Raw genomic sequence first — 12,052 nt, 5'->3', positions numbered from 1 at the left:
TGATGTCGCGGTGGATGACGTGCTGCTGGTGGAGGCTGGCGATGATGCCGGCCAGCTGGAGGGCCAGCTCGAGGAAGGCGTCCATGGTGACGGGCCTGCGGCCCAGCCACTCCTGGAGATTCTGGGGCCCTGCGTCCTCGAGCAGGAGGGAGGAGTCGTCCTGGAGGGCGACGGCGCGGGCAACGCCGGGCACTTCGCCGTGGAGGCTGCGAAGCAGGGAGTACTCGTGGCGCAGCATGGCGCGGCTGCCGGTGGCCAGGGGGCCGGTGCGCACCCGCTTGATGACCAGGGGCTCGCCGTCCTGCCTCCAGCCGCGCAGCACGACGTAGCGGCGCCCGCGATGGATTTCCCGCAGTCCTTCCTCTCCGAGCGCCTGGAGCATCGCCATCCCTCTGTCCTGAACGTTTGGATGGCGGGGCTTCGAGGCACGTTGCAGGCAGGCTGCATGATGATGGCGAGCCCTCCTGCCGCTGCTCGCGGAGGCACGCCTTCCGGCGCAAGGCGGGCGACGGCTGGGTGACGTCCACGCGGGAGCTCGCGCCGCGCTCCGCCTACCTGCTGGACGGGGAGGCGCGCTCGGCGTGGCAGCACACGCTCTCGCCGGTGGAGGCCCTGCGCTACTCCCTGCGCTTCCGCACCGTGCTTGCCTCGAAAGCCCGCTCCGCTGCCCGCCAGCCGGGCTGCCCCACGAGTGGCACCGCGGGACGAGGCAGCCCAGGTTCCCTGCGTGAGCAAGAGCCGACCGGCGAGTGAGAGCGAGCGCACGGAAGTCCTGCTCCGGGCCCTGGAGCGCCTGCTCGAGCTCCCCGCCGCGGAGCTGCACCCGACGATGACCCGGGCCAGCCAGCTCATCTCGGACATCCTCCAGGCCGACAAGGTCGACATCTTCTTCCTCGAGCATTCGACGCAGACGCTGGCGGCCGCCGGGACGAGCGACACCCCCATGGGACGCAAGCAGCAGGCGCTCGGGTTGGACCGGATGCCGCTGGCCAACGGCGGCCGGGCCGTCCAGGTGTACGAGACGGAGCAGCCCTTCATGACGGGCCGCCAGCAAGATGACCCCGAGGAGCTGCCCGGCATCAAGCACCGGCTGGGGGTGAAGTCCGCCCTCATGGTGCCGCTCCCCGTCGGCGGGGAGACGCGGGGCGTGCTGGCGGTGTCCTCCGCCCAGCCCGACTTCTTCGGCGAGGACGACCTGCGCTTCCTCGGTGCGGTGGCCCGCTGGGTGGGCGCGGTGGCGCACCGGGTGGAGCTGGTCCAGGAGCTGACGAAGCTGGCCGTGCGCACCGCGCGTCGCACCGCGGCCGAGGAGCTCGTCACCGTGCTGGCCCACGACATGGCCAACCTCCTGATGCCGCTCCGCGCGCGCCTGGAGCTCATCCACCGGCGCGCCCGGCGCGACAATGCCACCGACTACCTGCGGGACGCGGAGGGCGCGGCCGCGGCGCTCCAGGGGCTCTCGCGCCTCATCTCCGACCTGCTGGACGTGAGCCGCCTGGACCAGGGCCTCTTCACGCTACGGCCCCAGCCCGTGGACGTGGCGGCCCTGACGAGGGAGGTGGCCGCCACCCTGCGCACCCCCACCCATGCGCTCCGGTACGAGGGGGAGGAGGAGCTGGTCATCGTCGCGGACGCGGACCGCCTTCGCCAGGTGCTGGAGAACCTCACCGCGAACGCGCTGAAGCACTCGCCCGCGGGGCTGCCCGTGGACCTGGAGGTCCGCGAGCTGCAGCGCGGAGATGGACGGTGGGGCCGCATCTCCGTGAAGGACCAGGGCCCCGGGATTGCCCCCGAGATGCTCGAGACCCTCTTCGAGCGCTTCTCGCGCGGTCCGGGCTCCACCGGCCTGGGGCTGGGGCTGTACCTGGCGCGGAGGATCGCCGATGCCCACGGCGGCGCCCTGGAGGTGACGTCGAAGCAGGGCGAGGGGACGCGCTTCGACCTCTTCCTGCCCGAGGCGCCGACGTCGGGCCGCTAGCCCACGCGCCGCAGGCCCGCCAGGTCCTCGGGCCGCAGCGCCCAGCGCGGCGGGGCCGGGGGCTGGGCGAGCCGCTCCGTCTGCACCGCCGGGAAGCCCTCCACGCGGACTCCGTCCGGGAACGTGGCGTGCTGCTTCACCAGGCTGCCCGCGCCCACGATGCTGCCGCGGCCCACCCGGCTGCCGTCACAGAGGATGGCGCCCGGCTCCACCACGGTGCCCGCGCCCACGTGGCAGCCATGCACCATGCAGCCCGGGCCGACGATGACGCCGTCCTCCAGCACCAGCGTGTTGTCCGGCAGCAGGTGCAGCACCGTGTTCGCCAGCACCTGCACCCCGGCGCCGATGCGCACCGGCCCGTGCGAGTCGCCGATGATCTTCACCCCCGGCCCGATGATGCAGCCCGGCCCGATGACCACGTCTCCCGTCACCTCCGCGGTGGAGAAGAGGGTGGCCGTCGGGTGCACCAGCGGGTGCTTGTCTCGAAACGTGTACAGCTGTCCCATCGGGGCGTCCTCGGCTCGGTCTCTGGCGGAGAAGGCGGTGAGCGGCTGACCGGGCAGCGTGAGGTTGCCGCCCCGCATCCCCCGCAGCCGCTCCAGGTCCTGCGGCGTGGCCCGGCGGAGCACCCGGCCGGGCCGGCCCACCACCACGGACTCGTCCGGCACGAGCATGCCGGAGGGGATGACGGTGCCCTCGCCCAGCAGGCACCGGGCACCCAGGCGCGAGCCGGGCATGAGGATGGCGCCGTTGCCCACCTCGCACAGCGGGCCCACCTCTGCTCCCAGCACGACGGAGCGGTGGCCCAGCACGGCCCGCTCGCCCACCGTGACGGGCTGTCCGGGTGTGCCCACCACGGTGGCGTTCTCCAGCACGGCCGAGCCCGCGCCCAGCCGCACGGCCCCATCGTGAGAGCGCACCACCGCGCCCTGGGCGATGAGGGCCCCCGGGCCGAGGTGGACCGTGCCAAGGACCCGGGCGCTGCTGGCCAGGCTGAAATGTCCGGCTCCCCCAGCCGACGTCGCGGGTGGGCTCACGAGCTGCTGCGGGCTCATTCCCATTAGGCCCGGCACCCTACACCCGCCGTTGTGACTTAAGGACAGCCCCGAAGACGGGGATGGGTGTCCACCCTCCAACGCTCGGCGCCGGGGCAATCCCACTCGGGTGCGAGCGCGGCCCACCGGCCTGCCCGTGGGCGGGGGCGGGGGGCGGGAACCCACGAGGCGGGGCGGACGGCGCCCGCTTGCCCGCCCGCCGTGTCAGGGAGGGACGGAAAATGGCGGCGCAGGTCAGGTGGAGGCCGTGACGTCGTCCCTGGACGCGGCTCCACCTTCCTGACAGAAGGTCGCGACGGAGGCAGGCATGTCGGAAATATCCCCGGCCGAGGCTCGACCCTCGCCGGCGGTGGCGGACACTCCGCCCGCGGATGAGGCCCAGGGGCTCTGGGCGTCACTGAAGGAAGCGGTCCACGGCTCCCGGCAGGACCTCACGAAGCTCCCCATCCGCAAGGCCATCTTCCTGCTCTCCGTGCCCATGGTGCTGGAGATGATGATGGAGTCCGTCTTCGCAGTGGTCGACGTGTTCTTCGTCGGCCGGCTGGGGGCGGACGCGGTGGCGACGGTGGGGCTCACCGAGTCGCTGCTCTCCATCATCTATGCCGCGGCCATGGGGCTGAGCATCGGCGCCACGGCCCTGGTGTCCCGCCGCATCGGCGAGGGCGACCCGGAGCGGGCGGCGCGCACCGCGGTGCAGGCCATTGGCCTGGGCGTGGTGCTGGCGGTGCCGGTGTCCGTGGCGGGCGTCGTCTTCTCGCGGCCGCTGATGGCCCTCATGGGCGGCTCGCCCTGGGTGCTGGAGCACGGCGTGCGCTACACGCAGGTGATGCTGGGCGGCATGGGCAGCGTGCTGCTGCTGTTCCTCATCAACGCCATCTTCCGGGGCGCGGGGGACGCGGCCATCTCCATGCGGGTGCTGTGGCTGGCCAACGCCATCAACATCGTCCTGGCGCCGCTGCTCATCTTCGGCGTGGGGCCCTTCCCGGAGCTGGGCGTCATGGGCGCCGCGGTGGCCACCACCTTCGGACGCAGCTGCGGCGTGGTGTACCAGCTCTACCGGCTGGCGCGCGGCGGCGGGCGGCTCCAGGTGCGCCGCGAGCACCTGCGGCTGGAGCCCGCCACCATGCTGGCCATGATGCGCATGTCCGGCGCGGGCACCGCGCAGGCCCTGGTGGGCACCACCAGCTGGGTGGTGCTGGCGCGCATCGTCTCCACCTTCGGGAGCACGGCGGTGGCGGGCTACACCATCGCCATCCGCATCGTCCTCTTCGCGCTCTTGCCCTCCTGGGGGCTGAGCAACGCGGCGGCCACCCTGGTGGGACAGAGCCTGGGCGCGCGCCAGCCGGAGCGCGGCGAGCACGCGGTGTGGACGGCGGGCCGCATCAACGCGGCCTTCCTGGGCTCGCTGGGGCTCTTGTTCGTCCTCTTCGCGAAGCAGGTGGTGGGCATCTTCACCCATGACGCGGAGGTCACCGCCTACGCGGTCAGCGCCCTGCGCATCATGAGCGCCAGCTTCCTGTTCTATGCCTTCGGCATGGTGCTGACGGCGGCGTTCAACGGCTCGGGGGACACCGCCACGCCCACCGTGCTCAACATCGCCTGCTTCTGGCTGCTGGAGCTGCCCCTGGCGTGGGTGCTCGCCGGGCCCATGGGGCTGGGGCCCACGGGCGCCTTCCTCTCCATCTCCGTCGCCTTCTCGGTGATGACAGTCGCCTCCGTCATCCTCTTCCGGCGCGGCACGTGGAAGCACCGTCAGGTGTAGGCTGGGGGCCATGTCGCCTCCTCCCATGCCCCTGCTCCTGAGAGGCCTGCTCGCCTGCTCGCTGGTCCTGGCCGCGGCCGCCTGTGGCCCGGTAGAGATACCGGGTGACGCCGAGGCCTGCGCGGACGTGGTCTGCACCGCGGGCACGTGCTCTTCCAACGGAGGGCAGCCCATGTGCCGCTGCGGCACGTGGGAGGTCTCGGCCGGGCTGCCCTGCGAGGTCGGCGCCTTCGAGGAGCCGGACGACATTGGCGGCTCGCCCGCGGACGCCACCGTGCTGACGCCCCCCATGCAGCCGCTCAGGGCCCGCATCAACAAGGGCCTGCGCGGCGACATGAAGGACAAGGACCTCTTCACCTTCACGGCCACGGAGCGCCACGGGTTTGCCTTCCGCTGCGGGGCCGGGTCGCTCAACGACTCCCGGCTGCGGCTGCTGGACTCGCAGGGCCGTGAGGCCTCCATGCAGGTGACGGCGTCGAGCGAAGGCCGGATGGGCTACGCGCTGGTGGAGGCGGGCACCTGGTACGTGGAGGTGTCCGGCGCTGAGCACACCAGTGGCGAGGTGGCGACGGGCTCCTACACGTACCAGCTCATCGACCTGGGGGCGGACGACCATGGCGACACGCCACCGCGCGCCACCGTGCTCCAGCCCTCGCGCAGCTCCTTCCCCGTCACCCACAGCGCCCCGCAGGACCGGGATGTCTTCTCCTTCCGCGCCTTCGCGGGCCGCAGCTACACCTTCCGCTGCCAGCAGTCGGGCAGCCCGTTCCGGGAGCTGCGGCTGATGGCGGCCAATGGCGAGGTGCGGGAAGCCATCACCAACCCCGGCGGGCCGTGGGTTGCCGTCGGCCTGCGGGCGGAGCGGCAGGAGGACTGGTACCTGGAGCTGCGCGCGGACCCCATCGCCGGCCAGCCGCCGGCTGCCTGCTGGTTGGAGGACCTGGGCTTCGACGAGCACTCGGACACCCATGCCGGCGCCACGCCCGTCCTTCCGGGCGTCCCGGTGCCCACCACCCTGCAGTGGGGGGGCGACGTGGACGTGTTCTCCTTCACCGGCGAGCCCGGCCACGTCTACTCCGTCCGGACGGAGGACCCGGGCAGCTGGCAGGTGATGGTGGTGGACGCCGCGGGGCAGGCGCAGAGGCTGGACGCCACGAACACGCTGAGCTTCAAGCCCACCTCGCGGGGGACGTACTACCTGCACGTCCGGGGTGGCACGCCCTGGTTCCACTCCTTCCGGCTGGTGCTGGTGGACCTGGGGCCCGACGACCATGGCGACACGTCGGACACGGCCACCCCCATCGTTCCCGGCAACGTCACCTTCGCCCGCTTCGAGACGCCGCAGGACCGGGATGCCGTCTCCTTCACGACCGCGCCGGACGGCATCTACCTGGCCACCTGCGAGCCCGCCTGTGACATGGATTTCTACTACACGGGCACCCTCAACTTCATGAGCACGGGGCGGGCGGGCCAGTACCTCATCGATGCCTCGCAGGTGATGCCCATCACCCTGTTCCTGCGGCCCCGCGCTGGCGTCGACGCCACCCGCCTGCTGCTGGAGCGGGTGGCCACCGACGACCATGGCGACACCCCGGCCAGCGCCGGGGTGCTGACCCTGCCGGCCGCCCGCTCCGGCCGGGTACAGACGGCCGTGGACGGGGATGCCTTCATCGTCTGGCTGGAGGCGGGGCGCACCTACCGGCTCGGCCAGGACCTGGGCGCGCTGCGGCTGATGGTGACCGGGCCGGACGGCTCCACCGTCACGCCCCGCGGCGGCCTGTTCACCGCCCACATGTCCGGCACCTGGGTCCTGATGGTGTTCGGGGCGTCGGAGCTGGAGGAGCTGCCGTGGAGCTTCACGCTCCAGCGGGAGTGAGCGCGGGCCGTCACTCCAGGCGCTAGTGCCTCGCGGTCGACGCGGGACGTGTGCGCTGGGGAACAGGCGCGGCGGGTTCGCGGGGGCGGTGCGTTGGCGGCGCGCGGGGGCGTTCATAGCTCCAGGGCGCGTCGTCAACCCGGGGGCCGCGCTTGCACCGCTCATCGCGTCCATCATCGTGCAGGGGGCCGGGGCCGCTGGCCCTCGCCCTGCTGCTGGCCCTGGCGGCGGCGGGCTGCGGCGCGGCCGTGGCGGAGCCGGACGACGCCCAGGCCTGCGAGGGCCTGAGCTGCACCGCGGGCACGTGTGTCTCCAACGCGGGGCAGCCCATGTGCCGCTGCGGCCCGTGGGAGCAGGCCGCCGGCGTCATGTGTGAGGTCGCCGTCTTCGTGGGGACGGACGACCATGGTGGCTCACCCGAGGAGGCCACCCCGCTGGCGGTGACGCCGCGGTGGAGCTCGGAGCAGGGGCTGGAGCCGGGACTGGAGCTGGCGGAGGGGCGCATCAGCGCGAGCCCCCGCGGCCTGTTCGACCGGGACCTCTTCACCTTCACCGCCGAGGCGGGCCACACGTACATCTTCGTCTGCGAGCGCGAGTCGCTGCCCGACTGCCACACGCGCCTGCTGGACGGCACCGGCCGCGAGCGCGGGGGCTTCCCGGTGGATGCCCGGAGGACGGCCATGCTGTACCGCGCCCTGGAGCCGGGGCCCTGGTACCTCGAGGTGTCCGGCGCGGGAGATACGGGCACGTATGCGTACCAGCTCCTGGACATGGGCCCGGACGACTTCGGGGACCACCCCGGGGGCGCGGCCCTCAAGGAGCCCTCGGAGCGGAGCTTCACCGTGAGGAGCCTGTACCTGGGCGACGACGACGTCCTCCGGTTCCAGGCGGTGGCCGGACATGCGTACCGCCTCGGCTGCTCGCTGACGAAGCTGGACTCGGGGGTGGCGGTGCGGCTGCTGGAGCCGTCGGGCCGGGTGGTGGCCGCCGCCGAGGGGCTCGGCACCCGGGGCCCTCCCGAGGTGGAGCTGAAGGCCACGACGGACCAGCCCTGGTTCATGCAGGTGAGCCCCACGCACGGCCAGCTGCCCCTGACGTTCGACTGCTGGCTGAGAGATTTGGGGCGGGATGACCATGCGGACGCGGAGGGGAACGCCACGGCGGTGACGCCCGGCGTGCCCTTCACCGCGCGGATGCACTCGCACAAGGACGTGGACGTGGTCGCCTTCGCCGCGAAGGCCGGCCACAGCTACCGCCTGCACCAGCAGCCCGCGGGCTCGCTGAAGTTCGACCTCGTGGCCCCGCGGGGCGGCTACCTGCCCTATGGCAATGACCAGCGCTACGTCATCCCCGGCTCGCAAGGGACGTACTTCCTGAAGTTCACGCCCGCGAAGAGCGCCTCCACGGACGCACCCGTCCAGCTCGTCCTGGAGGACCTGGGCCCGGATGACTTCGGAAGCTCGGTCGACTCCTCCACCCCTGCCGCCGTGGGCACCGACATCGTCGGGCGGTTCCATTCGGCCAGGGACGTGGATGCCCTGGCCTTCCCGGTGGAGGCGAATGGCGTCTACCGCGTGACGTGCCAGCCGGTGTGCAACATGAGCGCCTATAACGGCCATGACCAACAGCTGGTCTCGAGCGCGCGGCTGGGCAGCATGATGTTCCACGTCATCGGGGGAGCGCACCTCAAGCTCCTCATCTCGGCGGCGGATGACGGGGAGGCCTTCACCCTGCGGGTGGACCGGGTGGACACCGAAGTCACCCGGTGAGCCGGCTAGGGCAGGGCGATTTCGAAGCCGGTGCGTCCGGGAGGGAAGGTGTCGCGCGGGCGTGACGCGGGGGTGACGGCATACAGGTGGAAGTCGAGCTGACGCTGGAGGAAGCCCTTCAGCGCCGAGGCCAGCGCGTCGTCCTCGCCCAGGTACAGGGTGAAGAAGTGGAAGCCCTGGCCGTGGAAGTCCGCGTACACCTGCTCCAGCAGGGCGCGGAAGATGGCCGGGTCCTCGCCGAGGATGCTGGTGTTGCAGAGGTAGAAGTAGCGGAAGTCGCTGCCGGGCGCGGGCAGGCGCGGCGCTCGTGTCACCGTGGCCGCGGCGTTGAAGCCCAGCCGCACCCAGCGCATGCCGCCCCGGTACGCGTGGACGCGGTAGCGCTTCACGGCGTCGGGGTTCCACGCGGAGGTGCAGCCCACCAGCCGTCCGCCCGTGTCGAAGGCGAGGTACGCGTCCACCACGCGCAGCCCGGGCCAGCGGGCGAAGCGGTGCTCCAGCTCGCCGGTGTCGTAGCGGTAGCCGAAGGGGCGCGCGCGGTGGTCCGCGTCCAGCAGCGCGGCCATGGCAGGCACGTCGGCGGGGGTGGCGCGGCGCACGGCGAAGGCGCCGGGGCGCGGGCGGCGGCGCAGGAGGAACTGGATGGAGACGGCGGAGAAGCGGCGCAGCAGCGCGTAGTGGGGCTGGGCCTGACGGCCGGGCCGCTTGCGCACCAGGGCCTTGAGGGCGGCGGCGTTGGAGGCCATGACGGCGGTGAGGAAGCTGTCCACGCCCAGCCGCTCGGCTGTTTCTTCCAGCACGGGGCCGAAGTGGCGGGCCAGGCCGCGGACGCGGCGCGCGGCGAAGCGGGTGCGCAGGTCGCCCAGGTAGCCCACGCGGCACGGGCGGCCGTCCAGCCAGCCGTCGCGCACGTGGATGGCGCCCATGCCGTCGAGCGGGCCTCCTGCCTCGCCGTGGACCCACACCTCGGCGTCGCCGCGCTGCATGTCGAAGAGGGCGAAGTAGTCGGGGGCGCGCTGGGTGGAGAGCACCAGCTCGCCCTGCATGGGGACGTCGCCGAACAAGTCCAACAGCGCGGCGTTGTCGTCACGGGTGGCGCGTCGGAGGAGGCTCATGCGGCGGTGCGGGAGCCTATGCGAGAACGGGGGCTCACGGCCCGCGCCGCTGCGTGCGTTGGCAGGACACCCGGGGGCGTGCTGAATTCCCGGGCCATGCTGGAGCTGCTGCTGCGCCTCAACCGCCGCTTCGCGGGCCGCCTGGCCACCACGGTGGGGGTCCTCGTCGGCACCTTCCAGTGCTACTGGTGGCTCAACGCGAACCTGCCGCCGCGCTTCGACCTGTCGCTGCCGGTGGACGCGGCCATTCCCTTCCTGCCGTGGACGTACGTCGTCTACACGTCCTTCTTCGTCTTCCCGCTGGTGGCGGCCTGGGCGCTGGAGGCGGACGAGTACGTGCGGATGCTGGGCGCGGTGCTGGCGGTGAACGCGCTGTGCTACCTGGGCTTCTTCCTCTTCACGTCGCACTTCCCCCGCCCGCCGGTGGAGTCGATTGCGTCGCCGTACTGGCGCGAGCAGTTCCGGGTGATGTGGTCCCAGGACCTGCCCGGCAACACGTTCCCCAGCCTCCACGTCGCCGTCACCGTGCTGGGCGCGCTGCGGCTGCGGCACCGGCGCGGTGGGTGGCTGTGGATGGCCTGGGCCGCGCTCATCTCCCTGTCCACGCTCACCGTGAAGCAGCACTTCGTGGTGGATGTGGCGGGCGGCGTGGCGGTGGCGCTCGCGGCGCATGCGGCGTTCTTCCGACGGTGGCCCGTGGCGGCGCCCGTGTCCGGACAGCCGGTGACGCCGTGAGCGGCACGGCCGTGGACATCCCCGCGCCGCCAGGGCGGCTCAACGTGGCGCTGGCGCTCGGCATCGTCTCCGGCGGCCTCGCGCTCCAGTGGTGCGCCTCGCGCGCGGACGGGTGGCTCGGAGTGCTGGGCGCGGGCGTGGCCTTCTCCTTCCTCTTCCTGCCGCTGTACTCGCTGCTGCACGAGGCCGAGCACCGCGTCTTCCATGCGAACGCGGCGGTGAACGAGGGCTTCGGCGTGCTGCTGGCGGCCTTCTTCCCCGGGCCCTTCACCTTCCTGCGCGCGTGCCACCTGGGGCACCACCGCCGCAACCGGAGCGACGCGGAGCTGTTCGACCAGTACCAGCCGGGCGACGACGTGCGCCGCAAGCGCATCATCTTCTACGCGCTCTACCTGGGAGGCTTCTGGCTGCTGGTGCCCCTGGCCATGGCGGTGGTGCTGGTGGCGCCGGGCGCGCTGCGAGGCCAGCTGGTGAAGGACCCCTCCGCCGTGGCCATGGTGGAGGGCATTCCGGAAGCCTTCATGAGCCGCATCCGCGCCGAGTGCGCCGCCATCCTGCTGCTGCACATGGGGCTGGTGCTCGCGCTGGACCTGTCCCCCGGACGCTACCTGCTCGTGTACGCGCTCTACGGGCTCAACTGGTCCGCGCAGCAGTACGTCACGCACGCGCACAGTCCGCGGCACGTGCTGGACGGCGCGCACAACCTGCGGGCGCATCCGCTGTACGAGTCGCTGCTGCTCCACTTCAACTGGCACCTGGCGCACCACCAGCACCCGCGCGTGCCGTGGCTGTACCTGCCGCGCCATGACGACCCGACGCGCGAGCGGCCGGGCTACCTCACCGCCTTCATCCGCTTCTGGCGGGGCCCCACGCAGGCCGCCGAGGCGCCCGTGGAGGGAGCGGCGCGTTCAATGGGGCGGGAGGACTGAGTCCACCCATGCCAGGGTGGCTCAAGCGGTCCGGTCACGACGCACGAGCACCAGGGCCATCAACGCCGGCAGCCCCTGCACCAACAGGATGGAAGGCTTGGCGGTGATGCCGCCAACGATGCCAGCCACGACGACGCACGCCAGGGTGAATGTCAGCGTCGCACGGGCCACGTGCTTGTCCTTCGCGAGCAACCCCATCACCAACGCCGCTGCGAGGAAGCCGTTGTAGAGGCCCTGGTTGGCGGCGAGCACCTTCGAGGCCTCGGCGAACTCCGGCGTCGTGGCGAACGTCTTGCGGCCGAACTCCGAAGTCCAGAAGAAGGCCTCGAGCACCAGGAAGCCGAAGTGCTGCAAGGCGACGAAGCCGACGAGGAGACGCGTGGGGAGGCGCATGCCGCAGCCTACGCCGCCCGGGTTTCAGCGCTGCTCGGCTTTCTTGTAGCGCAGCCGCTTCAGCTCCTCGAAGCGGGCCCTGTCGCGGGGAGGCGTCGTCGCCACCAGGCCCTCGAGCATCCGCTTCGAGCTCTGGAAGATCTCCTCGACGGCGACCTCGAAGGCATCGGCGTTCTGCTTCGACGGCTTGCGGGTCCCCGCAATCTTCCGGACGAACTGGAGCGCCGCCGCCCGGATGTCCTCATCGGTGGCGGGGGGCGCGAAGTTGAACAGGGGCTTGATGTTCCGGCACATACCCCAAGGCTAGGTCATCCGGAGCCGCTCGCGCCGCCCGCTCGCCTGGCTGCAGGGGTCCATTTGACCCACCCGGCTTTCACTCGCTGCATGGGTCCTTCTTCCTCTCAGGGAGGTGGGGGACTGTGCGTATTCCAAGAAAGGGA

The 12,052-nt window shown here is 72.0% G+C and carries 12 protein-coding genes; 7 read left to right on the top strand and 5 right to left on the bottom strand.

Going from position 1 to position 12,052, the window contains the following annotated elements:
- A partial coding sequence (locus tag LXT23_RS22710) for a protein kinase (RefSeq protein WP_253982320.1) occupies positions 1 to 388 on the bottom strand: 388 nt, incomplete at its 3' end.
- A 128-nt stretch (positions 389 to 516) separates the two neighbouring features.
- Here LXT23_RS22710 and LXT23_RS22705 point away from each other — a divergent pair.
- Positions 517 to 753 carry a hypothetical protein gene (locus tag LXT23_RS22705; RefSeq protein ID WP_253982319.1) on the top strand — a complete coding sequence of 79 codons (237 nt, stop codon included), beginning with the start codon at positions 517 to 519 and terminating at the stop codon, positions 751 to 753.
- Complete coding sequence (locus LXT23_RS22700) at positions 728 to 1,978, top strand: GAF domain-containing sensor histidine kinase (RefSeq protein ID WP_253982318.1); 1,251 nt, start codon at positions 728 to 730, stop codon at positions 1,976 to 1,978. The genes LXT23_RS22705 and LXT23_RS22700 overlap by 26 nt, the downstream gene beginning before the upstream one ends.
- Here the strand turns inward: LXT23_RS22700 and LXT23_RS22695 are convergent.
- Positions 1,975 to 3,033 (bottom strand): gamma carbonic anhydrase family protein, encoded by a 1,059-nt coding sequence (locus LXT23_RS22695; protein WP_253982317.1) that lies wholly within the window; start codon positions 3,031 to 3,033, stop codon positions 1,975 to 1,977. The two genes, LXT23_RS22700 and LXT23_RS22695, sit on opposite strands and share 4 nt — an antisense overlap.
- Positions 3,034 to 3,340: 307 nt before the next feature.
- Between LXT23_RS22695 and LXT23_RS22690 the strand changes: the two genes are divergently transcribed.
- The 3 genes from LXT23_RS22690 (at position 3,341) to LXT23_RS22680 (ending at position 8,440) form a co-directional block, all read left to right on the top strand.
- Positions 3,341 to 4,795 carry an MATE family efflux transporter gene (locus LXT23_RS22690; RefSeq protein ID WP_253982316.1) on the top strand — a complete coding sequence of 485 codons (1,455 nt, stop codon included), beginning with the start codon at positions 3,341 to 3,343 and terminating at the stop codon, positions 4,793 to 4,795.
- A gap of 10 nt (positions 4,796 to 4,805) precedes the next feature.
- Complete coding sequence (locus LXT23_RS22685; protein ID WP_253982315.1) at positions 4,806 to 6,671, top strand: hypothetical protein; 1,866 nt, start codon at positions 4,806 to 4,808, stop codon at positions 6,669 to 6,671.
- Positions 6,672 to 6,823: 152 nt separating this feature from the next.
- Positions 6,824 to 8,440 carry a hypothetical protein gene (locus LXT23_RS22680; protein ID WP_253982314.1) on the top strand — a complete coding sequence of 539 codons (1,617 nt, stop codon included), beginning with the start codon at positions 6,824 to 6,826 and terminating at the stop codon, positions 8,438 to 8,440.
- A 5-nt stretch (positions 8,441 to 8,445) separates the two neighbouring features.
- On the opposite strand, the gene LXT23_RS22675 is transcribed toward LXT23_RS22680, so the two are convergent.
- A complete protein-coding gene (locus LXT23_RS22675) occupies positions 8,446 to 9,555 on the bottom strand; it encodes a GNAT family N-acetyltransferase (protein WP_253982313.1) in 1,110 nt (369 codons plus the stop codon).
- 78 nt (positions 9,556 to 9,633) lie between these two features.
- Here LXT23_RS22675 and LXT23_RS22670 point away from each other — a divergent pair, with 78 nt between their 5' ends.
- Together LXT23_RS22670 and LXT23_RS22665 are read left to right on the top strand one after the other, a co-directional pair.
- A complete protein-coding gene (locus LXT23_RS22670) occupies positions 9,634 to 10,290 on the top strand; it encodes a phosphatase PAP2 family protein (RefSeq protein ID WP_253982312.1) in 657 nt (218 codons plus the stop codon).
- Positions 10,287 to 11,219: a fatty acid desaturase family protein gene (locus tag LXT23_RS22665; RefSeq protein WP_253982311.1), complete on the top strand. Its 933-nt coding sequence runs from the start codon at positions 10,287 to 10,289 to the stop codon at positions 11,217 to 11,219. Before LXT23_RS22670 ends, LXT23_RS22665 begins: the two co-directional genes overlap by 4 nt.
- A 21-nt stretch (positions 11,220 to 11,240) precedes the next feature.
- Here LXT23_RS22665 and LXT23_RS22660 read toward each other — a convergent pair whose 3' ends face one another.
- Positions 11,241 to 11,612: a DUF1304 domain-containing protein gene (locus tag LXT23_RS22660; RefSeq protein ID WP_253982310.1), complete on the bottom strand. Its 372-nt coding sequence runs from the start codon at positions 11,610 to 11,612 to the stop codon at positions 11,241 to 11,243.
- Between the two features lie 24 nt (positions 11,613 to 11,636).
- Positions 11,637 to 11,906, bottom strand: coding sequence for a DUF2277 domain-containing protein (locus LXT23_RS22655; protein ID WP_253982309.1), 270 nt, complete (start codon positions 11,904 to 11,906; stop codon positions 11,637 to 11,639).
- Positions 11,907 to 12,052: the final 146 nt, after the last annotated feature.

This window comes from Pyxidicoccus xibeiensis (genome assembly GCF_024198175.1).
GTDB classification, from domain to species: domain Bacteria; phylum Myxococcota; class Myxococcia; order Myxococcales; family Myxococcaceae; genus Myxococcus; species Myxococcus xibeiensis.
This window is presented reverse-complemented; position numbering and strand designations above follow the sequence as displayed.

Excerpts from the sequence above, each read along its gene's own strand:
- LXT23_RS22685 (WP_253982315.1), top strand. The coding sequence starts at position 4,806 with ATGTCGCCTCCTCCCATGCCCCTGCTCCTGAGAGGCCTGCTCGCCTGC.
- LXT23_RS22660 (WP_253982310.1), bottom strand. The coding sequence starts at position 11,612 with ATGCGCCTCCCCACGCGTCTCCTCGTCGGCTTCGTCGCCTTGCAGCAC.
- LXT23_RS22695 (WP_253982317.1), bottom strand. The coding sequence starts at position 3,033 with ATGAGCCCGCAGCAGCTCGTGAGCCCACCCGCGACGTCGGCTGGGGGA.
- LXT23_RS22690 (WP_253982316.1), top strand. The coding sequence starts at position 3,341 with ATGTCGGAAATATCCCCGGCCGAGGCTCGACCCTCGCCGGCGGTGGCG.
- LXT23_RS22675 (WP_253982313.1), bottom strand. The coding sequence starts at position 9,555 with ATGAGCCTCCTCCGACGCGCCACCCGTGACGACAACGCCGCGCTGTTG.
- LXT23_RS22655 (WP_253982309.1), bottom strand. The coding sequence starts at position 11,906 with ATGTGCCGGAACATCAAGCCCCTGTTCAACTTCGCGCCCCCCGCCACC.